Below are 23,066 nucleotides of genomic sequence, written 5' to 3'. Positions count from 1 at the left end.
TCGTACAGAACCCCGGTAGCCGGGACAGGTGAGCGTCCTCGCCGTTCGGAGAGCTGTCCGCCCTGCTCATCCGGATATGCAGGTGGCCCCTCGCCAGCAGGCGAGAGGCCACCGTCACAGTCGATGAACTACTGGTTTGCGGGCAGCTTCGACAGGCCCTCGTCGATCGAATCCAGCGTCAGAAGAGCCGTCTGATAGGTCGCGGCCAGCGAATGCTGGACCTGGACGACGTTGCCGGCCTTCACTGCGGGCAATTCCTTCCACAGCTCGGAATTGACCAGCTCCTGCAACTGCGGAGACATCGAGCCGTCGGCGTTGAGGCCGTAGACGATCACGTCGACATTTCCGAGATTTTCGCCGATCTTCTCGATGGATACCTGTTCGACGTGGATGTCGGCGGGGTCTGCGGGGGTGCCGGGGAACTGCAGTCCGAGTCCGTCGAAGAGATTGGTCGTGTACGAAGACGCGTACTCGCGTGAGAAGGTGCCGGCCTCGGGCTTGCAGACGTTGCACACGCCGCCGAAGGTCAGCGAGCCGAGCTTGTCCTTGTACTTCGCGGCCAGTTCGGCGGTTTTGGCGTCGTAGTCGTCCTTGAACTCGCCGTAGGTGTCGGAGACATTCGCGGCATCGGCGAACTGCTCGCCCAGCACTCGCCAATCAGCAGGAACCGTCGGTCCCAGGAAGACGACGGGAGCGGCCGCCTTGAGCTGCGCCATGTCCAGCTGGCTTTCGACACGAGCGGGAACACCCATGATGATCAGATCGGGCTCGGCAGCGACGATTCCCTCGTAGTTGAGCTGGGAGACGTTGCCGTCGGGCGCGACCTTCGGCAGAGCTTCGTAAGCGGCCTTGGTCTTGTCGTCCATGTTGCCGAGTTCACGGGTCCACTCACATACTGCTGCCAGGTTCGCTCCCGCCTGAATCAGCGGCAGAACTGCGTATCCGCAGGCCACGATCCGCTGCGGGTCGCTCGGGATCTCGATGGATCCGTTCTGTGCCTCGAAGACACGGGTCTGCGAGCTCGCGGCTGTCGTCGACGATTCGGACGACGCCTCCTCGGAGTTGCTGCAGCCGGCGACGCCGACCGCCAGCGCAGCTGCTGCGCCGATCACCACTGCGCGGCGAAACCACGACAGACCTTGAACCCGCATGTTGAACTCCATCTGAACGCACCGGACTGCTCCGGAATTGATTTGGTGAGGCTAACCAATATCAGGGCACTGGACCTTTACACAAACACAGGTCTCGAGGAATGAACTGCGCCTCCCGAGTCACTCACGCTCACAGCAGCACGCCTCCCACTGAGAGGGAGCAAAGCAAGATTCCTCTCGAATCGGACACGCGAACTCGCTACCTTGCCTTCGCGATACCTCATCGACCAGCCACTCTCTCCGCTCGACGAAGGGCTTACACATGTCCCGATCCACGCGCACGTGCTCGCTACGGTCTGCCGCGGCCATTGCGTTGACCAGCAGCTTTCTCATCACCGGTTTCGGCGCCTCGATCGCGCACGCCGAACCTGCCCCCTCGGCTCCACAGTTCGGCTCACTGGATTTCGGATCCAGCAACTTCGGCAGTGCCGAGCAAACCCCAGATGCTCCGCGGCTGACCGGGATCGACAATTTCCGCGACGTCGCAGGCACCGGCGCCGGATACTCGGGAACTCTCGGTCTGCCCGTGAACAAGGGAGTCTTCTACCGCGCGAACGCGATCACGCCCAAGGGCGATGACATGAGCATTCTCGAAAAGCTGGGACTGACAAAGGTTTACGATCTGCGCACGGAACCCGAGATCGCCAGCAAGCCGGATGTCCTGCCCGACGGGGTTGCGTACGAGAACATTCCGATCCTGTCCGGGAACATCGCCGAGATGGTCGCGAAGATCAAGTCCCCCGAGGACTCACGATCGATGATGCAGGACATGAACCGCGCCTTCGTCACCGGAGCGACGGAGCGAGCCGGGTTCGCACAGTTGCTCACGGGCCTCGCGGAAACCGAAGGCGCACAGGTCTTCCATTGCACTGCAGGTAAAGACCGCACCGGCTGGACGTCGTTTCTGCTGCTGAGCATCGCCGGTGTCGACCGCTCGGTGATCATGAACGACTACTTGCTGACCAACGAATACACAGCCGAAGGCATGAAGGCCACGCGCGCGGGCATCGCGGCGAGCCTGGGCGAACAGATGGCCGTCAACATGGAGCCCCTGTTGGGTGTCGAGGCAAGCTATCTCGATGCCGGCCTCGCCCAGTTGGACCAGACCTACGGGTCGGTCGATCGTTACCTGACCGAGGGCTTGGGTCTGAGTCCGGCGACCGTCATGACGCTCAAAGCCAAACTGCTGGGCTGAGCGACCCAGCTGCCCCGGGTTCGACGAGGGGTCGAACCCGGGGCACGTGGAATTTCTCTGCCCGTGCCGTGCCGGATGCGCCGCAGCGTCCCGTGCGTCAGCGCGATACGGCGATCACGTTGTTTCGGTACGCCCAGATGACGATCTGCACACGGGTGCGCACCTGCAGCTTCTTGCAGATGTTGCTGATGTGCGACTTCACCGTGCTCTGCTCGAGGCTGAGGGAATCTGCGATGTCGTTGTTTCCCAAGCCTTGTGACAGCAACTGCACCACATCCATTTCACGCGCGCTGAGACCGTGATCCGATCCGGAGCGCGCCGTGGACATCGGTGCCGGTTTGCGCCTCGCGAACTCCACGATCAGTCTCGACGTCAATCTCGGAGAGAGCACCGAACCACCCTCGGCCACGGTCAGCACTGCCGACGAGAGCTCCTCGGGATCGGCGTCTTTGAGCAGGAACCCTGCGGCGCCACTGTCGAGCGCCTCGAAAACGTACTCGTCGAGATCGAACGTGGTGATCACGACGACGCGGGTCGCCGGAAACTCGGCAAGGACCTCCCTGGTCGCGGTCAATCCGTCACCGTGAGGCATTCGGATATCCATCAGTACGACGTCCGGACGCAGTGCACGCACCTGCTCGTACGCCTCGACTCCCGTCTTGGCATGCCCGACGACGCGAATCTCGGGGTGACCGGAGAGAAACAGTTCGAACCCCTGCCGTACCACCTGCTGGTCGTCTGCAATAAGGACGTCGATCATGCGTTGATCCTCCCGTTCACCGGCACCAGTGCCTGCACAGCCCACTCACCTTCCGAATTCGGTCCGGCGTCCAGTTGACCACCCATGAGCGTCGCGCGTTCGCGCATTCCCACAATTCCGAGGTTTTGCCCGTCGGAGGACGGACGAGCATTCCCGAGCGTATTGATCACCCGGACTCTCACCGCACCGGCTTCTCGGCTCAGACATACCTTGGACTCGCTACCCGGCGCATGGCGAAGGACGTTCGACAACGCCTCCTGGACGATGCGGTAGCACGTCAACTGGACTCCGCTGTCCAGGTCGTCGAAGCGGCCGACCTTCTCGAGCGAGATCGACGAGATGGTGCGCCTGCAGTCGTCCACCAACTCGTCGATGTCGGAGACCATGGGCGTCGGGAAATCGGGGTCTTCCTCACCCAGACGGAGGATCCCCACGATCTGCCGCAAGCTGTTGAGGGCCCGCTGCCCCTGCTCGATGACGCCGCCCAGGAGGGCTTGCGCTTGTTCGGGATTGCTCGAGAAGAACTTGTCGGCGGCACGGGCCTGGATGATCATGCCGGTCATGTGGTGAGCCGCGACGTCGTGCAACTCACGTGCCATGTCCTGCCGTTCGGCGACAACGGCATTCGCGATCTTGCGTTCGCGGTCCCGGTGCAGATCCGCTACCGCCTGACTGTTCTCCATTGCTTGCTTTCGCAGACGCGCGACGATCTTTCCCATGGCGGCGACGACCAGAAAACTCGTGACGGTGTTTGCCGCCGGCTCGAGGAACAGGTGGGGCAACTCCCCCACCTGAACCTCTGCGACCGTCAGCCCGTCCCGCTCGGTGAGATACATCGCCAAGATCACGTCCATCGCCATTCCGAGGACCAGCAGTCCGACCAGACGCATGCCGCTCACCCGGATGGACACTGCCATGATCGCGAACCAGAAAAGCGGCGTGGCCCCCAGCGATCGACTGCCGAGGAAGAGCATCAATCCGCCGGATCCTGCCAACGTCAGGAGGTAGTACGCGATCGGGTACCGCCGGCGCGCACACGCCACAACGGTCAACACCGTCAGGAAACCCATGATGCCGACGACGGTTCCCGGATCGCTCAGCACTCGATTGCTCGTCTCGGGTTCAGTCTTGAGACTGGCGAGACCGAACACCCACGGCACACTCAGCAGGCCGACGATCACGGCCGCCGTGGCCGGGTTGTTCAGGTTGAAACGTCCCCACCCTCGCGATGCCAGGGCTTGCCCCGAGACATTCTGACCAGCCGAGTCGAACATCCACTCCCCATTCCGCATCCGATGATTGACGTTCATGGTGGCATGCGCGCACCACTTGGTCCCACATTCGACGAACGTGAAGGGAATGTTCGATTCTCGACTACAACCAAAGGACTAGTTCGGGGTGAAAGCACTAGTACTTATGGATCAGCCGAACTGCTCGACCAACCGGTTCACCATGTTGGTTGCGCTGTAGTAGTCGAGACGGAAGGTATCGAGCCCCACGGCATAGACATGGTGATCACGAATTGCCGGATGCTGCGCCAACAGGGGAAGTGCCTCGACCGCTTTCACCGCACCGTCGTCGGCGCTGACCAGGATCAGGGTGTTGCCCGCGATACCGTCGTAGAGGTTCTCGGCCGAGACCTGAATGATGTCCTTGCGCTTACCCATGGATTCACTGCTCTTCGCAGACTCGGGAATGTCGGCGACCGTGAAACCCATCGCCGTGAGCAACTTCGCCTGCCCGGACTCGTGCGTCCAGATATTGGCGCCGCTGCCGTCCTCGTAGTAGACGAGCGCGGTGGTCGGCTGCGGGGGAAGTGTGATCTCGGCCTTCGCTGCCTCTACTGCGCTGTCGAATTTCGCGACCGTGGCCGCTGCGTTGTCTTCGAGACCTGTCGCTTCACCCAGCACGGCGGCCACTTCCTGCCAACTACTTCCGCCGTAGTCCACCACTATTGTCGGAGCGATGGCCGTGAACTGTTCGTACAGATCGACGACGGAGTCACCTCCAGTCGCCGAGACGACGATGAGGTCCGGGTTCTGGGCCAGAACGGATTCTGCGTTCGCGCCGCCCATCGGCAGCACTGCGAGTCCACGTTCTCGAGCTATGTCGCCCCACTGTGTGAACAACCCCTGCGCATCCGATACGTCGGTGTTCGGTCCCGTCGATGCGGTAGCCACCACCGGAGCATCGATCGACAACAGTGTGCCCGTCAGCGTCACACTGGTCGAGACGATCCTCTCCGGCTTCGACGTGATCTCCACCGGCCCCTTCGACGTTTCCACCGTGCGGGGCCAATTACCCTGCGATGCAGCCGAATCAGCACCGGAATCGGCATCCGCAGAACTACATCCGGCGAGAGCGAACCCTGCCACCAAGACTGCGGAGAGCACCTTCAAGGCGCGCGATTTTTTCATTGTGACGCCCACTGGCGGACCACTCCTCGAATTCAAAAGCCCATGAAATTAGGTTAGGCTGTGCTCATGCTAACTCAGGCGGTGACAGAATTGTCCGCTTCCCTCGCGGCCTCGCCCGACATCGACACCTTCTGGAACCGGATAGTGCAACAAGGCACGCCGATCATCGAAAGTGTTGACACACATACAGTTCGAGTAACTTTCCTCTGGCGACAGCCCGAGGAGACGGAAGTCGAGCGCGTCTACCTCGACGCAAACTCGTTGACCGACCATCACGCGGAACAACTCAGCGTGATGCAACGGATCGGCGAGAGTCCGGTGTGGTTCTACGCCGCCGAAGTCTCGAACACCTGGCGCAGCAGTTACAGCATCATCCCGGCGCCGAAGTCCGTAGTCGACGAATTCGACTATCCGGGAGCAGGCAAGGAAGACACGACCCGCCGCACCCGCTGGTTGGGGTTGCTCGAACACCGAATTGCCGACCCACTCAATTCGCTCTCCGCAGGCGTGGACACAAGGCGTTCCGTCGCCGAGATGCCCTCGGCGCCGGTCCAGTTCGGTTGGGATGCTCCAGTTTTCAGGAAGTCGATACAGCTCACCTGGGCCAGTTCGACGTTGGACGTCGAGCGGCCGGTGTGGATCTACGAGACCGTGGACGACGGATTGACACCGCTCGAAGAACGGCCGCTCGTGATACTTCTCGACGGGCGCCACTGGGCCGAGGTCATGCCAGCAGGTGCCGCCTTCGATCGTGCAGTCCAGACCGGCAAACTGAAGTCCTGCGTTCTGCTGGCCATTGATTCCGTTGACAATCAACGTCGTTCGAAGGAATTTCCGTGCAACCGCGACTACTGGAGTGCAGTCGTCGACGAACTACTTCCGCAGGTGCGCGCCGTCGCACCCTTCTCGTCTGATCGAACGCGAACGGTGGTCTCGGGGCAGAGTTTCGGCGGCCTGGCCTCGATGTTCGCAGCACTCGAATTCCCCGAACACTTCGCGCTGGTCGCCAGCGGGTCCGGTTCATTCTGGTGGCCGACAGGCTTGAAGCGCGGCGAGGACGGTCCGCCGGGTGGAGACATCGCCGCACGCATCGAGCGCGATGGCGTGCCGGACGGTTTACGCGTTGTCCTCGAAGTAGGTAGGCACGAGTCCGACATGGTCGGGCACAGCGCAGCGGTCGCACAGGCGTTGGAAGCTGCCGGAGCGCAAGTGTCGTATCGGATCTTCGACGGCGGCCACGACTGGTTGTGCTGGCGCAGTGTCCTTCTGGACTCCGTTGTCGAACTGATCGGCAGTCCCTGAAACTGGCCGGTCCCGCTAGTTCAGTGCACCGCGAATGACGGCAGCCGTGCTGTCGAGAACTGCCCGATTGGGCGTGCGAGGTAGTGCACGCAGGCCGAAGCCGTCGCCGCGATTTCGCGGAATGACGTGCAGATGAACATGGAAGACTTCCTGCCCCGCAACAGCTCCGTCGGAGAGATGCAGATTCACTCCGTCGACCGGGAGAGGTCCGGTACGCATCGCTGCGGCGATCTTCTGTGCGACGGCAAAGATCCTGGCACCGTCGTCGGAATCGAGCGTGGACAATCCACTGGCGTGGCGCTTCGGCACGACCAGGAGATGGCCGGATGTGAACGGCCGAATATCCATGAAGGCAAGGACATTCGCGTCGTCGTAGACGACGCTGGCCTCGGCCTCACCGGCGATGATGGAACAGAAGATGCAGTTCATGCTCTTCGACCCTGTGCGCCTTTTCGGTGGTGGTGACTACCGAAAAGGCGCACGGGGGCGTAGCCCTTACAGAATCGGCGACGGCGCATACGCCGCAGCTTCGGGGTTGGCGTCGACAAGCTTCTGCACCTCGGCGACAACGGCGTCGACCTGAGCAGACGCGGCGCCGACAAAGGCCGCCTTGTCGGCCAGTGCCTCGTCGAGTGCGGCGCGGTCGAGCGGCAAACGGTCGTCGGCGGCAAGGCGATCGAGCAGGTCGGGCTCCTTGCCTTCCTCACGCATCGCCAGCGCGACTGCGACGGCGTTCTCCTTGATCGCCTCGTGGGCGGCCTCGCGTCCGACGCCCGCGCGCACCGCTGCCATGAGAACGCGGGTCGTGGCGAGGAACGGCAGGTAGCGCGTCAGTTCCTTCTCGATGACGGCCGGGTACGCGCCCATCTCGATCAGCACGGTCAGGAAGGTCTCGAACATGCCGTCGATCGCGAAGAACGCGTCCGGGAGAGCGACGCGGCGCACGACGGAGCAGAAGACGTCGCCTTCGTTCCACTGTGCACCCGCAAGCTCGGCTGCCATGGAGCCGTAGCCGCGCAGGATCACCTGAAGTCCGTTGACTCGCTCGCACGAGCGGGTGTTCATCTTGTGCGGCATCGCCGAGCTGCCGACCTGGCCGGGCTGGAAGCCTTCGGTGACCAGCTCATGGCCGGCCATCAGGCGGATCGTGTGTGCAAACGACGACGGGCCCGCGCCGACCTGGACGAGCGCGGAGATGACGTCGTGGTCGAGGGAACGCGGGTACACCTGGCCGACGCTGGTCAGTACGTGGGCGAATCCGAGGTGCTCCGCGACCTTCGCTTCGAGCTGCTCGAGCTTGGCCGCATCGCCGTCGAGGAGGTCGAGCATGTCCTGAGCGGTACCCATCGGGCCCTTGATCCCACGCAGCGGGTAGCGATCGATCAGCTGACGCAGACGTGTCAGTGCAACGAGAAGCTCGTCGGCCGCGGAAGCGAAACGCTTGCCCAAGGTGGTGGCCTGAGCTGCGACGTTGTGCGAGCGGCCGGCCATCACGATGGACGAGTACTCGGCAGCGCGCTCACCCAGACGGGCGGCGACGGCGATACCGTGGTTGTAGACGTGTTCGAGAGAACGCACGATCTGCAGCTGCTCGACGTTCTCGGTGAGGTCACGGCTGGTCATGCCCTTGTGGACCTGCTCGTGTCCGGCGAGTGCATTGAATTCCTCGATGCGTGCCTTCACGTCGTGGCGGGTGACCCGCTCGCGGTCCGCGATGGACGCCAGGTCGACGTTGTCGATGACGCGCTCGTAGTCGTCGATGGCGTCGGCCGGAATGTCGATGCCCAGCTCTGCCTGCGCACGCAACACCGCCACCCACAATTGGCGCTCGAGCACGATCTTGTACTCGGGAGACCACAGAGCAACAAGCTCCGGGCTGGCGTATCGGTTGGCAAGGACATTCGGGATGCGGCTCACGAGGCCTCAGTCTAACGGTGGCCGAGCAGTGCTGTTACCCCCGAGCTAGAGCAGCTGTCACCCCCGAGCTAGAGCAGCTGTCACCCCCGAGCTAGACGACCGGCGGCGCCATCACGTCGATCGATTCCAAGAGCATTCCTCTGGCCAACCCGCGTGGGTCCGGGTCGTACTCCCCGAGCGCCGTGATCATCGCGCCGTCGACCATCGCGACAAGACGGCGCAACTGCCCCTCGGGAGCCGTTCGGCCCGAGCGTCGAAGCGCATCGGTCAACAGGTCGTCGAGCTGGGCGCGTAGGCGCAACTGCACGTCACGAAGCGCGGGATGACGGGCACACGCCACAAATCGTTCGTAGCGCGAGATCAATCGTTCGCGGCTCTCCGGCCGCTTCTCTTCGTCTCCGAGCAGCAGCTCGACCAAAAGTTCGACGGTTGATTCCGCGCCCCGCCGACGTTGGGTCACCGCAGCCACTCTGGCGCGCATCGCTTCCATGTCGGCGTTGCCGTTGAGCTCGACGGCACACGCGATCAGATCGTCGAGTGAGTCGAAGTAATAGGTCGTCGAAGCCAGAGGAAGGTCGGCCCTGGTTGCCACCGCTCGGTGACGAACGGCGTCGAACCCGCCCTCCAGCAAAAGTTCAGCAGCGGACGCCACCAGAGCTTGGCGACGTCGTTCACCCTTGGGCGTAGCTGCAGAAGACACCACGACATCGTGCCAGCAGAGGGCACCTCCGCATGGCGAAACAGCTCGAAGACCCTGCTGTTTGTTACCCGAGCCACTTCTCGAGGCGGGTCAGCGCCTCCTGGATGTCGGCTGTCGCGCCCGCGAACGAAAGTCTGACCATCCGGTTTCCGTGGACGGTGTCGAAATCGATTCCGGGTGCCAACGCGACCCCGGTATCTGTCAGCAACCGGGCACACCACGCGGTGGCGCCCTCGTCGCCACACAGATGGCCGATATCCGCGTAGACGTAGAACGCACCGTCGGCGGGAGCCAGCTCGGTGATGCCCAGTTTCGGCAACCCGGTCAACAGCAGTTCACGATTGACGGCGTACCGCTGAACGTGCCCGTCCAACTCGACCTTCGCCTCGTCCGAGAACGCCTCGATGGCGGCGTACTGAGAGATCGCGGGCGGACACACCGTCATGTTCGACGCGAGTCGCTGCAGCGGGCGCCGCAAGTACGTCGGCACCAACATCCACCCGAGCCGCCAACCCGTCATCGAGAAGTACTTGGACACCGAGCCGATCACAACGGATTCGCGTGAGGTCTCCCAGGCGCTCGACGTGTGCTGATCGCCGTATCCGATGCCGTGGTAGATCTCGTCCGAGATCAGAAGGGTGCCGTGCTGCTCGCACCACGTCGCCAACGCAGCGAGCTCCTCGGGCGAGATCACCGTGCCCGTCGGATTTGCCGGGCTGGCAACGATCAGACCGGCAGGCGGCGACGGCAAGGCCTCGAGCATGTCCACCGTCGGCTGGTATCGGGTTGCCGGCCCGCAGTCGAGTTCGACGACGTTGCAGCCGAGAGCGGCAAGGGTGTTGCGGTAGGCGGGATATCCGGGGCGAGCGACCACCACGGTGTCGCCCTCGTCGAACGCGGCCAGGAAAAGCAAGGTGAACGCCCCGGACGAACCTGTCGTCACCACCACGTCTTCGGCGTCGACGGCTATTCCCGATCGCTCGCTGTGGTAGCGCGCAATAGCTTCGCGTAGCGGCAGGATCCCGAAAGTCTCGGTATACCCGAGTAGTTCGGTGCCGAGGATCTCGCGCGTCGCACGTAGCACCGGTGCCGGCGCGGGGGTCGACGGTTGACCGGCAGCCAACGTCAGAACGTCACCGTGCGTCCGCTGACGTTCGGTCGCGGCCTTCCATACATCCATGACATGGAAGGTCTGGATATCTGATCGACGAGATTCTGAGCGCACACCCCGACGGTAGCCGAACCACACTTCCGTGAGAAACGACGACCATCCATTGTGACGATCCGACAGATTCAGGTGCTCAGCATGAGTCGATTCAACGAGACCTGGGCCACGTCCCTCGCGCAGCATTGATCAACGACATCCTTCGATCAAAAGGTGCATCAGATGAAAGCTCGCTCAGTGCCCACCGCGGCTCTGGTCACGATCGGCGTTCTCACGGTTGCCTCGTGCGGAAGCACCTCTGATCCTGGCGGCGGGACCTCCGGGGACTACGCCAAGGACGGGAGTTTCACGACGATCGTGAACACCGACCCCGGCAACCTTCATCCCCTGATCACCAACCTGACTGCCACGCAGGCAATCAACAGCTATACCAACGACTCGTTGTTGGCCATCGACCCCAAAACCCGTGCAGCGGGCTCGTATCTGGCCGAAAAATGGAGCGAGAACGGAACTTCGCTGAACTTCACCCTCAAAAAAGGGATCACGTGTGAAGACGGCACGACGTTCACTGCCCAGACAGCCGCGAACAACATCAACTGGGTCGTCGACAAGACGAACGGCTCGCCGTGGCTGGGAGCGTCGGTACCCGAAACTGCAGTAGCAACCGCCGATGGCGACGAGCTCACGATCAAGACGGCGGAACCTGCGCCCTTCCTGCTCGAGCGCATCGGTGCTCTCAAACTGGCATGCCAGGCAGCACTCGACGACCCCGCCAGTGTTCGCGGCAGCAGCAACGGAACCGGCCTGTTCAAGATCACCGAAGTAGTGGCAAACGATCACGTGACGCTCGAACGCCGCGACGGATACAACTGGGGACCGAACGGCGAAACCACATCGGACACCCTCGGAGTGCCCAAGGCCGTCACGATCAAGATCGTGACCGACGCGGCGACGACGGCGAACCTGGTCCTCACCGGAACGGTGAACGCAGCACCGGTGGCCGGTGCGGATATCGAACGTGTGGAAGCGTCCGGCCTGGAATCGATGACGTCGAACACCTTGAGCGGGCAGTTCATCTTCAACCACAATGCTGCTCTTCCCACCAAGGACGAAGCGGTGCGCAGCGCGCTCGTGCAGGCAATCGATCTCGACGACTACACGGACATCAACACCGGTGGCAAGGGTTCGCGCGCTACGGCATTGGCCGTTGTCGATCCGCGGGCATGTGACTACGACAGTGTCACCGGTGTAGTTCCGAAGTTCGACATGGCCGCGGCGAAGAAGACCCTCGCCGACGCCGGCTGGAAGCCCGGATCCGACGGCGTTCTGACCAAGGACGGTCAATCGCTGCAATTGACGGTCATCTTTGCCAACTACCGCGATACCACTTCTGCAGCAGCAGAATACGCGATGAAGCAGTGGCAGGAACTCGGCGCGAAGGTAGAGCTTCGCGGTGGTGACAACAATTTCATCATCTCCAATACGTTCGCGGCAAAGGACCTGACATCCTGGTCGATCTCGATCGGTCTGACCGTCCAGAGTGACACTCCCAGCATCTTCGTTCCGTACTTCTCCGGCCCGACCCCTCCGGCGGGCGTCAACTTCGCATCGATCGACAATCCCGAGTACACCGAACTGGCTGCGAAGGCCTCGGTTCTGCCCGGGCAGGAATCCTGCTCGGCGTGGAAGGAAGCGGAACAGGCGCTGTTCACCTCTTCTGACGTCGTTCCGGTATCCACATCGCCGAACTTCATGTTCTTCAACGGTGCGACGTCCCTGTACGCGCCGATTGGTGGAACCCTGGCGGGCCCAGGCATCCGAGTTCTGAAATAAGCCGGAAGACAAAGCTTTACGTCTGCATCTATTTCTCCGATTCGAAGGATCTACATGACTGACCGTCCATTTGTTCTCGACGACCTCCACCGCGTGGTCACACCCACTGAAACCGCAATCTCGCCCGACGGCACCGTGGTCGTCTTCGTTCGCTCGGAAATTGTTGCCGGAAAGGCAACTACATCTCTCTGGGCAGTGTCCCGCGATTCCCAGGCTCGCCGCCTCACTGCGGGGCCCGCCGATTCGGCACCTCGGTTCTCTCCGGACGGAACTTCGATTGCCTTCCTCCGCAAGGTCGGCGACTCCGCGCAGCTGCACCTGATCCCGCTCGCCGGCGGCGAGGCCGAAACCCTCACCACAGCAGCATCACTCCCCCTCGGTGCCGGCGCACCGGTCTGGAGCCCGGACGGAAATGCCATTGCATTCGCCGCTGTGATCTCACGTTCGGACTCCACCGATCCGAATGCGCCCATCGTCACCGACCGACTCGGATACAAGGTGGACGGCGCCGGTTGGCTCGGCACCTTCCGTCGCCACCTGCACACCGTCGATCTGGAGACGAAGGCAGTACGACGCCTCACCGACGGTGATTGGAATGCGGACGTACCGTCCTGGTCGCCCGACGGCACGGCTCTTGCCTTCACCGCGAATCTCGAACCGGACAGCGATCTGAACCTCACGTTCAGCGCTTACCGAATCCTCGTCGACGATCTGTCAGTTCCGCCGCAGCGACTCGGTCACGCCACCGGGGTGCAGGGCTCCACACTGTGGCACCCGCAAGAAGATTCGGTCGTCGCCATCGGCACCCCCGAGGTCCGTGTCGGAACTGCCGACCTGATCCGTCTGTCCGTCCCCGGCCCAACTGAGACACCGGTCGACGTCACCCTCACAGCTCATCTCGATCGCAACGTGATGCCCGGCGCGCCCGGTTACCCCGGTGGCACACCGGCACTGTCGAATACTCGCGACGAAATCGTGTTCTGCCTCCGCGATCGCGGATGGACGCATCTGTATGCAGCCGACATCGAAACCGGAACCTCTCGCTCCCTCGTCGCCAATCCCAACGAGGTCGTCTCGGCGCTCTCCGTTGCCCGTGACGCCCGCGTCGCCTCCGTCATCGTCACCACACAGCAGTCCTTCGGCGAGGTCGCACTCGTCGATCTCGACAGCGGCGCTGTCACCACGCTGACAAAATTCACCGCAGAAGCACTCCCCGAGGTGACCCTGTTTGCCGCCGAGGAGCGCGAATTCACCATCTCCGACGGCCGTACCGTGCATGGTTGGTTGCTGTCCGCTCCCGAAACTGATGGCGCTGCACCTCTTCTGCTCGACATTCACGGCGGACCGCACAACGCGTGGACCGGCGTTGCCGATACCTATCACCCCGCCCACCAGGTTCTCGCAGCGCAGGGCTGGCGCATCCTGACCCTCAATCCACGTGGATCGGACGGGTACGGCGCAGACTTCATGTATGCCGTCAACGGCGCCTGGGGTACCTCGGACCAAGCCGACTTCCTCGAGCCGATCGACGCACTTGTCGCCGAGGGACTTGTCGACGGGGACCGCCTGGCGATCACCGGGTACAGCTACGGCGGATACAGCACCTGCCACCTCACCTCGCAGACCGATCGCTTTGCCGCGGCGGTGGCCGGTGGGCTGATCTGCGATTTCAACGCCATGGCCGGAGTCTGCGATTTCGGTCCGCACCTCGCGTCGCTCGCCACCGGCACCACTGTTCCCGAGAACTCCGCGGGGCTCCTGGCAGCCTCACCGCTCGCCGCCGTGAAGAACGTGGTGACCCCGACGCTGATCCTGCACGGAAAGTCGGACGAGCGGTGCCCGCTGGGTCAGGCCGAGGCCTGGTTCGCCGCACTTCGCCAGCAGCATGTACCCACCCGACTGGTGGCGTATCCCGGTGCAAGCCACGGGTTCCTCGTCAACGGCTCGATCTCGCACCGAATCGACTACAGCACACGGCTCATCGAGTGGGTCAAGCGATACACCTCCGCGAAGCTGCCCAAGACCGGCCTGGCCAACGCATCTGCCGGCGCCGACGCATGGAAGCGCTCACTGGACGTACTGTGTGAGCGTTACGGCGTCACCGGTGCTCAATTCGGTATTCTCACACTCGATTCCAGCGGCAAGGAAATCACCCGTACGACGGTGGCTTCCGGCGTGATCAATGCAGACACCGGGGTCGAGGTATCCACCGACTCCCTGTTCCAGATCGGATCCATCACCAAGGTATGGACCGCGATGCTGGTCATGCAGCTGGTCGACGAAGGCTTGCTCGACCTGGACGCGACCGTCCGGTCGATCCTGCCCGACTTCGCACTGCAGGACGAGGAAACAGCCGCCCGCATCACGGTTCGCGCACTTCTGAACCATCGCAACGGAATCGACGGTGACCTCTTCATTGACAAGGGTCGCGGAGACGACGTCGTCGAACGCTACGTCGAGGGCCTGCGTGACTTCCGTCAGGTTCATCCACTCGAGGACGGCTTCGCGTACTCGAACTCCGCGTACGTCCTTGCAGCTCGTATCGTCGAGGTTCTTCGCGGCGGCATCTGGGACGACATCCTCAAGGAGCGAATCATCGATCCGCTCGGCCTCGCACACACACTCACGTTGACCGGAGATACTCCGAGATACTCTGTGGCAGCCGGTCATACAGGGAACTCCGTCGTGATGCCCGTCTGGCCGATCACGCGCTCGATGGGGCCGGCCGGCTGCATCACTGCCAGCATCGGAGATCTGCTCACGTTCGCGGAACTCGGCCTTCTCGAAGGTCAGAGCGTCGACGGTGTGCGGATTGTGTCGGAGAAATCAGCCGCCGCGATGCGTACACCCGAAATCGACATCAGCGAACTGTTCCCGGACAAGTCGGGCTGGGGTCTGGGTTGGTTCCACGAAACCTGGTCGGGCGAAGAAATTTTCGGCCACGACGGCAGCACCATCGGGCAGCACGCATATCTGCGCATCTTCCCCCGCCACAATGTCGCGATCGCGCTGCTGACCAGCGGCGGCAAAGCAGACGGCCTCTATCGTGATCTCTTCACCGAAGCCGCGGCCGCATTGGTCGGACTCGAACCTCCGCAAGCCCTCGCCCCGAACCCCGCGAGCGTGGAGTCTATTCCGGATTCGGTTCTGGGTAAGTACAGCTCGGGCGGAATAGCAATCGAGTTCCGTCGTGGAGAGTCCGCTGACGAGGCTGTGATCACCGTCATCGGTGACGTCATCCCGAATCCCGAGGAAGACGAAACAGCTCCGAAGAAGCCTGCAGCGGTGGCCACTCTCGTACCGTCGCAGATCCCGGGGACCTGGACCACCCGTCAACCCGGGGCTGCCGGTTGGACGACGGTACGGCCGCACCGCGACGGCGTGTACGTCGGATTCCGCTTCCTACCACGGGTTAACGCGTGACGACGACCGATACACATACGATGACGGAAACACCGAACGCCGAAACACAGAACGCCAGCGAACTCGAGGAATCAAAGATGCAAGAACAGCTTCAGGAACTCGTCGACCAGTGGAGGGTCGAGGCAAACATCCCCGGCGTCTCGGTCGGTATCGTGCACGGCGACAAGGACATCGTCGTCACCAGTGGCATCGAGAGCGTCGAAACCCAGCTCCCGGTCACCGACAAGACGATGTTCATGATCGGTTCCACCACAAAGGTTTTTGCTGCAACAGCCGCGATGGCACTCGTCGAGGACGGCCTACTCGATCTCGACACCCCACTGGTCGAGTACGTCCCCGAACTGACCCTCGCCGACGACGAAGCCACCCGCACAGTCACGATGCGTCATCTTCTGACGCACACCGGCGGGTTCACCGGCGACGCCAGCCTCTCGGCAGGCTGGGGTGAAGACGCCCTGGGTCGATCGATTTCACGGCTGAAGGAACTACGACAGGAATTTCCCGTCGGAGAGGTCTTCTCCTACAGCAACTCCGGATTCGTCCTCGCCGGATTCGTCGTAGCCAAGATCAGTGGACTGACCTTCGAAGAGCTGGTCAAGCAGCGCGTTCTGGACCCACTCGAGATGAAGAACTCGGCGTTCCTGCCCTGGGACGTGATGACCCACCGGTTTGCACTCGGCCACTACATCCGCGAGGGTGAGCCGTTCGTGTCCAACGAGACCGGACTGGACCGCGGTATGACGCCCTGCGGTGGAATGTGGTCCTCGGTGCGCGATCAGCTCGTCTGGGCACGCTACGCACTGTCGGGCGAACACCCGGGTGAGGGACAGCCGCTCGACGAGTCCACCCGGTTGCTGATGCAGAAGCCGCAGCGTCCCGCCGCGATGATGTTCGAGGAAGTCGGCATCGGCTGGCTGCTGACTCGATACGGAACCACACAGGTAGTGCGGCACGGCGGAAACGTCAGCAACCTCCAGGTCTCCGAGTTCTTGACCGTGCCTGAGAAGAACTTCGCCGTCACCGTGCTGACCAACGCACTCGGCGGCGGAATCGGCAAGAAGATCGTCGACTGGTGCATGGCCAACCTCGCAGAGTTGCCCGCGCCGGCATCTCTCGACGTGGTCGAGCCCGAACCCTCTGCCGTCGACGCCGTCCTGGGCAAGTACCAGGCCGGCAACCTGACCATGACCGTCGCCCCCGGTGACGAGGGAATCGGCGTCCGCATGGGCAGCGCGCAGGACCTCGGCGAATACGAGGACATCGTCTGGCCACCGGCGATCCCGATCGCCTTCGTCAACGATCTCGACTTCGCTGCTCGCGCCGACACCACGCGGACGCTGGGGCGCTTCGTCACCGATGACACCGGACGCGCCGTGATGCTCGAATTCGGCGGCCGAACCGCCAAGCGAGTGGCTTGATCCTCTAGACGGGTGACGCGGTCCGATTACGAGGCCGCGTCACCCGTCTTTGTATATGCACAGCCTTTGTATATATGCACAGCCGCGAAGGTACAGACTGGACGCCATGAACGTCATCGGCGAGTCGATTCTGCACCCGTCCCGGTGGAGCGTGCGCGCCCGGACGACCGTGGCATCGACCCTCGTGATCGCCTTCTGCTTGGTGATCGCCGGGCTTGCACTGGTTTTCGTACTGGCGAACTCCCTGCACCTGTCCGCACTGAACAGCTCCGAGGCCCGTGCCGCACAGTTGGTCCAGCAACTCACCGGGAAGGGCCCAGCCGATCTCGACCCTTCGCTTCTGTCCACCGACAGCCAGATCGGAATCGTGCAGATCGTCGACGCCGATCACCGAATCGTCGCCCAATCGCCTGGAACTGACAGCGACCTACTCTCCGAACGCATTCTCGGCCCTGACGAGTCGGACACCTATGGAAGGGTCAAGAAGTCCGACGACGAGGACTACTGGCTGATCGGACACGGCGCTCAGACGCCGGCCGGACCGGTCACCGTTTTCGTCGGCGCCGACCGTGAACCGGTTGAAACCGTGGTGACCACCGTTGCCGTTCTGCTCGCCATCGCCGGGCCCCTGGTTCTTGGACTGGCCGCGTTTGCCACTTACCGCCTGGTGGGTTCGGCTCTCGCTCCCGTGGAACGCATCCGCGCTCGGGTTGCCTCGATTTCGAGTGGCCGTCAAGGTGAACGAGTCCCCGTCCCGTCCGGGAACGACGAGATAGCCCGACTGGCAACAACAATGAACGACATGCTGGCGCGCCTCGACGAAGGCGCACTTGCTCAACAACGATTCGTCAGCGATGCCTCCCACGAATTACGTAGTCCACTGTCCACGATCACTACGGCTCTCGAACTGGCACACCGACGCCCGGATCTCCTCGACGACGCACTGATCGAAGACGCGCTACTTCCCGAGGCGCGACGGATGCGGCAGTTGATCGAGGATCTGTTGATTCTCGCGCGCTCGGACGAAAGCGAACTCGAATCCATCGGTACCGTCGTCGACGTCGACCTCGACGACATTCTGTTCGCCGAGCAGAAGCGGATCGACGGTATCTCCGAGATCGCGGTCACCGCCACCGTTGCTCCGGTTCGCGTATCCGGAGACCCGAGGGCGTTGGCGCGCATGGTGCGAAACCTGGTCGACAACGCAGTGCGGCACGCGGAGACCCTCGTGCATCTCGAGTGTTCCGAAGCCGGCCACGAAGCCCATATCGTGGTCGAGGACGACGGGCCCGGAATCCCTGCAGCAGAACGCGAACGAATCTTCGGACGCTTCGTCCGCCTAGACCAGCCGCGGTCGAGGCAGGGAGGTGGCTCCGGACTCGGACTCGCCATCGCGTCGGAAATCGTTGCGGCGCATCACGGAACCATTTCCGTCAGCGAGAGGGTAGGCGGTGGAAGTCGATTCGAGGTGACAATTCCGCTACCGACCGACTGAAGATCAGGCAGTGCCGACAAAGCGGTACCCGATGCCTCGAATGGTTTCGATGCTGTGGGTTCCGAACGGGAGGTCGACCTTCTTACGTAGGTAACCGATGTAGACCTCGACGATGTTCTCGTCACCTTCGTAGTTGGTGTCCCAGACGGAGCGAACGATCTCGGTCTTCGTGACCACAACTCCGTTGTTGCGCATCAGGAACTCGAGAACGCTGTACTCACGTGGCGTCAGCGTCAATTCGATTCCCGCTCTGATCACCCGATGTTTGGCGGGGTCGAGGGACAGGTCTCCCACGGTGAGTATCGATGGACGCTGGGGAGCGCCGCGCCGCACCAGTGCGCGAAGCCGCGCGAGGAATACTACAAACGAGAAGGGCTTGACCAGGTAGTCGTCGGCACCGAGATCGAAAGCATCAGCGAGGTCGTATTCGCCGTCCTTCGCCGAGAGCATGAGGATCGGCGTCCACACCTCCCGGGCGCGTAGGTCCCGCACGATGTCGTATCCGTGTTTGCCCGGCAACATGATGTCGAGAACGATCACGTCGAATTCGTCGCTGCAGGCAATCGCGAATCCGTCGTCCCCGTTGAGTTCCACGGCGGTCACGAATCCCTCGGCTACCAATCCCCGCCGGATCGTCTCGGCCAGGCGTACTTCGTCTTCGACAACCAGTACTCGCACCACCGACCCCGTTTCGTCGACACGCAGTTGTTCGGATGCACCCAGTAGAGCAGACGGTGGGCCCATGACCGAGTTACGTTCAGCGTTTCTTCAGCTTCGGATCGTCACACTGCATTCATGCCAGCAACTGTGTCGACCGTGCGAAACGTGGTCACCGAAGTCTTGACCGAGAGCACCACCGCAGAAATTGCGGTTGCCGCAATCGTGGTGGCCGCCGCGCTGTTCGCATTCGGTTCGGCCTACCGGGCCTCCAGCGTTCGGTCAACAGCGCTCCGCGCGTCCGGGCTCGCCCTCGCCCTGGTGACGCTCTCGATCCAGGTATATCGAAACGGGTGGTTGACGAGCTTCGACGGGCCGGTGACCGACTGGATGGTCGATCATCGGAGCGGCGCCCTCAACCAGATCGCGGTCGCCGTCACAGATCTCGGTAGTCCTGTCGCCACCGCGCTGCTCGGGATCACTTGCGGAGTGCTCATCTCGTGGCGAGCGCGTTCGGTTGTTCCGGGTTTGATCGTGATCGGAACCGTTGGCGGTGCGGCAGTCGCCAGCACGGTAATCAAAGCGCTCGTCGGTCGCGAACGTCCGCCGATCAACATCCAGGTTCTTCTCGAGACCGGCCACTCGTTCCCGTCTGGTCACGTCACCGGCACAGCAGCGCTGTTCGGCATTGCAGTTCTCGTTGTGAGCGTCGACCGAACACCGACTGTCAAACGTCTTCTGATGCTGCTCGCCGTGACGGTCACCGTTGTCGTCGCGCTCACTCGCCTCTACTTGGGAGCTCACTGGCTCACCGACGTCGTTGCCGGAGCTGTCCTCGCGACGCTTGCCGTCACTGCGGGTGGAGCAGTCTTCCGGTTCGTCGGCACGCACAACCAGTCCGAATCAACTACTGCTGCAGTGTGCTCTGCAGAACCTTCAGCACTTCACGAGCCGCAGTCGGCCCGGTATTGAGGTAGAAGACGTCGTCGTCGACAGCAACGGCATGGTTGGCAATCACCCCACGTAACTGCGCCCACAACGGCGCGTTGGTCAACGTCGCCGGGTCCCCGCCTTGTACTCCGTAGAAGATCCAATCAGCGTCCGCCACGTTCAACTCTTCCTCACTGATGTCTCGGGAGGTGTCGTCGAATTGCTGCGACTCCGGACGCGTCAGGCCGGCATCCTGGGCGATACTGCCGGTGAACGAAGGAATACCGAAGATGCGCAAGCGATTTCCGTTCTGGCGGGTGAACGACACTGTCGGCGGCGACGAAAGGGAAGCACCGAGGGCTGCGGCATCCGCGTTGAAGGTATCCAGTAGTGCTTTCGCCTGCTGCGTCTTACCTACCCCGTCGGCAACCAGCAGGAAGTCCTGTTTCCAGTAGACACCGGTCCCCTGCGTTGCCACGGTGGGCGCAATTGCCGAAAGCTGGTCGTACAGCGAATCAGCATCCTTCCCTGCAACATTCATCAAAATCAGGTCAGGATCGAGCTTGACGATCGCTTCGAAGTTCGGTGTGAAGCGCCCACCTGCGTCGACGACATCACCTAACTGGGTGCGGAATTCGGGGTATGCGGCCAACAGGTACGGCGGCACCAGGTCCGCACCGTCACCACGAGTCGAAGCCGCAGGAACGACGCCGAGCGACAAAAGCGCATCTGCTTGCCCGGTTGAAATGACGACAACCTTTTCGGGCTGCGATTCGATCGTGGTGTCACCTTTGAAGTGTGAAACGGTACGAGGGAATTCGCCGTCCGACTTTCCGCTCCCCATTCCAGCCGGGACTTCTCGCGGAGCGACAAACGCAGAGTCCGCCGGAGTCGACGGACTGATGTCAGTGTCTGTTGGCGAGGCGTCGCTCGAGCAGCCACTGAGAGCTGCCACCAATGTCAGTGCGCCGATCAGCATTACACTGCGTGACTTCTGTCCAAAATTCATGATCGCGTCCCGTACGTCGTGAAGCATGACAGCTTCATCTACCGTCATGGTTAGGTGACCCTACCCTTTGAGGAACTGTAAACTATATCTGTGTCAGATACAGTTTTGGGGCGTGGATCACACGAGGTCGATCGCTACTCTGATCGCGTGCCCACTGCGGAAGAAGCATCGAGATCACTCATCGCTGCGGCGTTCGAATTGCGTCGAGCGCTGCGTGAATACATGGATACGTCGGGTACCGACGCGACTTTGCCAGAGGCACAATCCGAGGTACTTCACGATGTCGCGCACCATCCCGGCACTCGCATCGGGGCCGTGGCCGATCGCCTCTCCAGACGCCCGAACACCGTCAGCACGCTGGTGCGCTTCCTCTCCGACAAGGACCTGATCGAGCGGCGACCCGATCCCACAGACGGCCGGGTGAGCACGCTTTTCGTGAAGGACGAGCGAAGCGCGCGCCGGGACCGTCGGTCCGAACTACGCATCGGCGTCCTGGCCCAAGAACTGACAGCCCTCGACGAACGTGACCTCGACACATTGACCACTGCCATCGGCATCCTCGACCGAGTCAATCGATCACTGCGAGTTCACGCACCGCGATGATGCCACTCAGGTGACTTTCCCACTCTTCTCGTAGACGTCGGCAAAACGCCTCATCTGCTCCGTGATGCCCGTCAGGCTGTACCCCGTACGCAGTTCTACCGAGGCAACCTGGCCCGAAACCACAGCCGGAAGCCTGGTGAACGTCGGCGAATTGAGCTCCGGCGCGGCAGACCACGTCGGCGGAATCAGGAGGAGATCGGCCGGAAAGACGCCCGGCTCTTCCCAACTCGCTGATGCCCAGAAACCGTCCTCACTGTCCAGCTTCGCGAATTCGACGCCCATCGTTTCGAGAATACTTCCGAGCGGAGTCCATCCCGGCACCGCGTAGTCAAGGCTCGACTCCAACGGAATCACGTATGCAACAGAGATATTCGTTCGCGATGTGGCCAATTCACGCACCCGGTCACCGAGCGCACTCAACTCTTCCCGTTTTGCCGCGTAGACCGGCGAGGTGTCGGTGCCGCCGATACCCTGAACCAACGAACTGAAGCTGTCCAACGCCGCTTGCGCCCCGTCGGTGATCTTGACACCTGCAATGGGAGCAACCTCTTCGACGCGAGCGATATCGTCGCCCCAGATGCTGCCGAAGTTTCCGCCGTTGTACGAACTCCAGATGTCGATGACCAGATCCGGGTCCACTGCCAGGAGTTTCTCGGCACTGATATCTGTGTCGGTCTCGCTGACATGGGCAATTCCACTGAAGTCGAATGCATTCAACGTGGATTCGTCGAGCCTGGAAAAGCCGATGATACCGACTGGAACGACCCCGTATTCGAGTAGCACCGGCGCGGTGTCCGCCGTCGCCACAATGCGTTCGGGGATCTTGTCGAGTGAAATCTGCTGACCACGCGCATCGACATACGTCCACGCATCACCGTCGGACTTCGCGTCGGTCGTCGAGGTGCCACATGCTGCCAGCACCGTCGAAAGTGCCACTGCCACAGCCATGAAGATGGCCCTGCTACCGCGTTTCGAACGCGGCGCAACAAAATCGATCACTTCTGCCCCATGCTGTCGAGCGAGTTTCGGGAAACTCCCGAACCCGGAAAGTAAAGTAAGCCTCGCCTACATGGCTAACGGTAGAGCGGATC

General features: G+C 62.2%; 19 protein-coding genes. 8 read left to right on the top strand and 11 right to left on the bottom strand.

What is annotated here, in order from left to right; translation table 11 throughout:
- Window positions 1-128: 128 nt before the first annotated feature.
- Window positions 129-1,163: an ABC transporter substrate-binding protein gene (locus ABX74_RS14710; protein WP_020906369.1), complete on the bottom strand. Its 1,035-nt coding sequence runs from the start codon at window positions 1,161-1,163 to the stop codon at window positions 129-131.
- Between the two features lie 250 nt (window positions 1,164-1,413).
- Between ABX74_RS14710 and ABX74_RS14705 the strand changes: the two genes are divergently transcribed.
- Window positions 1,414-2,346 (top strand): tyrosine-protein phosphatase, encoded by a 933-nt coding sequence (locus tag ABX74_RS14705; RefSeq protein WP_020906368.1) that lies wholly within the window; start codon window positions 1,414-1,416, stop codon window positions 2,344-2,346.
- A 97-nt stretch (window positions 2,347-2,443) separates the two neighbouring features.
- Here ABX74_RS14705 and ABX74_RS14700 read toward each other — a convergent pair whose 3' ends face one another.
- The 3 genes from ABX74_RS14700 to fepB all read right to left on the bottom strand — a co-directional run bounded on the left by ABX74_RS14700 (window position 2,444) and on the right by fepB (window position 5,523).
- Window positions 2,444-3,106, bottom strand: coding sequence for a response regulator transcription factor (locus ABX74_RS14700; RefSeq protein ID WP_019747064.1), 663 nt, complete (start codon window positions 3,104-3,106; stop codon window positions 2,444-2,446).
- Window positions 3,103-4,416, bottom strand: coding sequence for a sensor histidine kinase (locus ABX74_RS14695; RefSeq protein ID WP_223257921.1), 1,314 nt, complete (start codon window positions 4,414-4,416; stop codon window positions 3,103-3,105). Before ABX74_RS14695 ends, ABX74_RS14700 begins: the two co-directional genes overlap by 4 nt.
- Window positions 4,417-4,527: 111 nt before the next feature.
- Window positions 4,528-5,523 (bottom strand): Fe2+-enterobactin ABC transporter substrate-binding protein, encoded by a 996-nt coding sequence (gene fepB / locus ABX74_RS14690; RefSeq protein WP_047889107.1) that lies wholly within the window; start codon window positions 5,521-5,523, stop codon window positions 4,528-4,530.
- Window positions 5,524-5,589: 66 nt separating this feature from the next.
- On the opposite strand from fepB, the gene fes reads away from it, so the two are divergent.
- Window positions 5,590-6,825 (top strand): enterochelin esterase, encoded by a 1,236-nt coding sequence (fes, locus tag ABX74_RS14685; protein ID WP_047889169.1) that lies wholly within the window; start codon window positions 5,590-5,592, stop codon window positions 6,823-6,825.
- 15 nt (window positions 6,826-6,840) lie between these two features.
- Here the strand turns inward: fes and ABX74_RS14680 are convergent, their stop codons facing one another.
- From ABX74_RS14680 to ABX74_RS14665, 4 genes are all read right to left on the bottom strand, one after another.
- Complete coding sequence (locus ABX74_RS14680) at window positions 6,841-7,254, bottom strand: HIT family protein (RefSeq protein WP_047889106.1); 414 nt, start codon at window positions 7,252-7,254, stop codon at window positions 6,841-6,843.
- A gap of 66 nt (window positions 7,255-7,320) precedes the next feature.
- A complete protein-coding gene (gene purB, locus ABX74_RS14675; protein WP_047889105.1) occupies window positions 7,321-8,742 on the bottom strand; it encodes an adenylosuccinate lyase in 1,422 nt (473 codons plus the stop codon).
- Between the two features lie 91 nt (window positions 8,743-8,833).
- Complete coding sequence (locus ABX74_RS14670) at window positions 8,834-9,442, bottom strand: TetR/AcrR family transcriptional regulator (protein ID WP_024487531.1); 609 nt, start codon at window positions 9,440-9,442, stop codon at window positions 8,834-8,836.
- A 64-nt stretch (window positions 9,443-9,506) separates the two neighbouring features.
- On the bottom strand, window positions 9,507-10,667 hold the full coding sequence (locus ABX74_RS14665; RefSeq protein WP_024487530.1) for a pyridoxal phosphate-dependent aminotransferase: 1,161 nt from the start codon (window positions 10,665-10,667) through the stop codon (window positions 9,507-9,509).
- Between the two features lie 162 nt (window positions 10,668-10,829).
- Between ABX74_RS14665 and ABX74_RS14660 the strand changes: the two genes are divergently transcribed.
- The 4 genes from ABX74_RS14660 (at window position 10,830) to ABX74_RS14645 (ending at window position 18,776) form a co-directional block, all read left to right on the top strand.
- On the top strand, window positions 10,830-12,440 hold the full coding sequence (locus ABX74_RS14660; RefSeq protein ID WP_047889104.1) for an ABC transporter substrate-binding protein: 1,611 nt from the start codon (window positions 10,830-10,832) through the stop codon (window positions 12,438-12,440).
- Window positions 12,441-12,494: 54 nt separating this feature from the next.
- The gene (locus ABX74_RS14655) at window positions 12,495-15,863 is read left to right on the top strand and encodes a serine hydrolase (protein ID WP_047889103.1); all 3,369 of its coding nucleotides are present in this window, start codon (window positions 12,495-12,497) and stop codon (window positions 15,861-15,863) included.
- Between the two features lie 20 nt (window positions 15,864-15,883).
- Window positions 15,884-17,281 carry a serine hydrolase domain-containing protein gene (locus tag ABX74_RS14650; protein WP_047889168.1) on the top strand — a complete coding sequence of 466 codons (1,398 nt, stop codon included), beginning with the start codon at window positions 15,884-15,886 and terminating at the stop codon, window positions 17,279-17,281.
- A gap of 106 nt (window positions 17,282-17,387) precedes the next feature.
- Window positions 17,388-18,776 carry a sensor histidine kinase gene (locus tag ABX74_RS14645; protein WP_047889102.1) on the top strand — a complete coding sequence of 463 codons (1,389 nt, stop codon included), beginning with the start codon at window positions 17,388-17,390 and terminating at the stop codon, window positions 18,774-18,776.
- A 3-nt stretch (window positions 18,777-18,779) separates the two neighbouring features.
- Here the strand turns inward: ABX74_RS14645 and ABX74_RS14640 are convergent, their stop codons facing one another.
- The gene (locus ABX74_RS14640) at window positions 18,780-19,454 is read right to left on the bottom strand and encodes a response regulator transcription factor (RefSeq protein ID WP_047889167.1); all 675 of its coding nucleotides are present in this window, start codon (window positions 19,452-19,454) and stop codon (window positions 18,780-18,782) included.
- Between the two features lie 117 nt (window positions 19,455-19,571).
- Here ABX74_RS14640 and ABX74_RS14635 point away from each other — a divergent pair, with 117 nt between their 5' ends.
- A complete protein-coding gene (locus tag ABX74_RS14635; RefSeq protein WP_223257920.1) occupies window positions 19,572-20,405 on the top strand; it encodes a phosphatase PAP2 family protein in 834 nt (277 codons plus the stop codon).
- Here the strand turns inward: ABX74_RS14635 and ABX74_RS14630 are convergent.
- The gene (locus ABX74_RS14630; protein WP_223257919.1) at window positions 20,341-21,420 is read right to left on the bottom strand and encodes an ABC transporter substrate-binding protein; all 1,080 of its coding nucleotides are present in this window, start codon (window positions 21,418-21,420) and stop codon (window positions 20,341-20,343) included. The genes ABX74_RS14635 and ABX74_RS14630 overlap by 65 nt on opposite strands.
- Before the next feature lie 42 nt (window positions 21,421-21,462).
- Between ABX74_RS14630 and ABX74_RS14625 the strand changes: the two genes are divergently transcribed.
- Window positions 21,463-21,975 carry a MarR family winged helix-turn-helix transcriptional regulator gene (locus tag ABX74_RS14625; protein WP_223257918.1) on the top strand — a complete coding sequence of 171 codons (513 nt, stop codon included), beginning with the start codon at window positions 21,463-21,465 and terminating at the stop codon, window positions 21,973-21,975.
- 6 nt (window positions 21,976-21,981) lie between these two features.
- On the opposite strand, the gene ABX74_RS14620 is transcribed toward ABX74_RS14625, so the two are convergent.
- Window positions 21,982-22,923, bottom strand: coding sequence for an ABC transporter substrate-binding protein (locus tag ABX74_RS14620; RefSeq protein WP_047889098.1), 942 nt, complete (start codon window positions 22,921-22,923; stop codon window positions 21,982-21,984).
- Window positions 22,924-23,066: the final 143 nt, after the last annotated feature.

The organism is Rhodococcus sp. ARP2, from assembly GCF_001029585.1.
GTDB lineage: Bacteria > Actinomycetota > Actinomycetes > Mycobacteriales > Mycobacteriaceae > Rhodococcus_F > Rhodococcus_F erythropolis.
Note: the sequence above shows the minus strand (reverse complement) of the source record. Positions and strands in the feature narration are given on the sequence as shown.

Excerpts from the sequence above, each read along its gene's own strand:
- ABX74_RS14705 (WP_020906368.1), top strand. The coding sequence starts at position 1,414 with ATGTCCCGATCCACGCGCACGTGCTCGCTACGGTCTGCCGCGGCCATT.
- ABX74_RS14655 (WP_047889103.1), top strand. The coding sequence starts at position 12,495 with ATGACTGACCGTCCATTTGTTCTCGACGACCTCCACCGCGTGGTCACA.
- ABX74_RS14620 (WP_047889098.1), bottom strand. The coding sequence starts at position 22,923 with ATGGCTGTGGCAGTGGCACTTTCGACGGTGCTGGCAGCATGTGGCACC.
- ABX74_RS14635 (WP_223257920.1), top strand. The coding sequence starts at position 19,572 with ATGCCAGCAACTGTGTCGACCGTGCGAAACGTGGTCACCGAAGTCTTG.
- fes (WP_047889169.1), top strand. The coding sequence starts at position 5,590 with ATGCTAACTCAGGCGGTGACAGAATTGTCCGCTTCCCTCGCGGCCTCG.
- ABX74_RS14680 (WP_047889106.1), bottom strand. The coding sequence starts at position 7,254 with ATGAACTGCATCTTCTGTTCCATCATCGCCGGTGAGGCCGAGGCCAGC.
- fepB (WP_047889107.1), bottom strand. The coding sequence starts at position 5,523 with ATGAAAAAATCGCGCGCCTTGAAGGTGCTCTCCGCAGTCTTGGTGGCA.
- ABX74_RS14645 (WP_047889102.1), top strand. The coding sequence starts at position 17,388 with ATGAACGTCATCGGCGAGTCGATTCTGCACCCGTCCCGGTGGAGCGTG.
- ABX74_RS14650 (WP_047889168.1), top strand. The coding sequence starts at position 15,884 with ATGACGGAAACACCGAACGCCGAAACACAGAACGCCAGCGAACTCGAG.
- ABX74_RS14695 (WP_223257921.1), bottom strand. The coding sequence starts at position 4,416 with ATGAACGTCAATCATCGGATGCGGAATGGGGAGTGGATGTTCGACTCG.
- ABX74_RS14660 (WP_047889104.1), top strand. The coding sequence starts at position 10,830 with ATGAAAGCTCGCTCAGTGCCCACCGCGGCTCTGGTCACGATCGGCGTT.
- ABX74_RS14630 (WP_223257919.1), bottom strand. The coding sequence starts at position 21,420 with ATGACGGTAGATGAAGCTGTCATGCTTCACGACGTACGGGACGCGATC.
- ABX74_RS14710 (WP_020906369.1), bottom strand. The coding sequence starts at position 1,163 with ATGGAGTTCAACATGCGGGTTCAAGGTCTGTCGTGGTTTCGCCGCGCA.
- ABX74_RS14700 (WP_019747064.1), bottom strand. The coding sequence starts at position 3,106 with ATGATCGACGTCCTTATTGCAGACGACCAGCAGGTGGTACGGCAGGGG.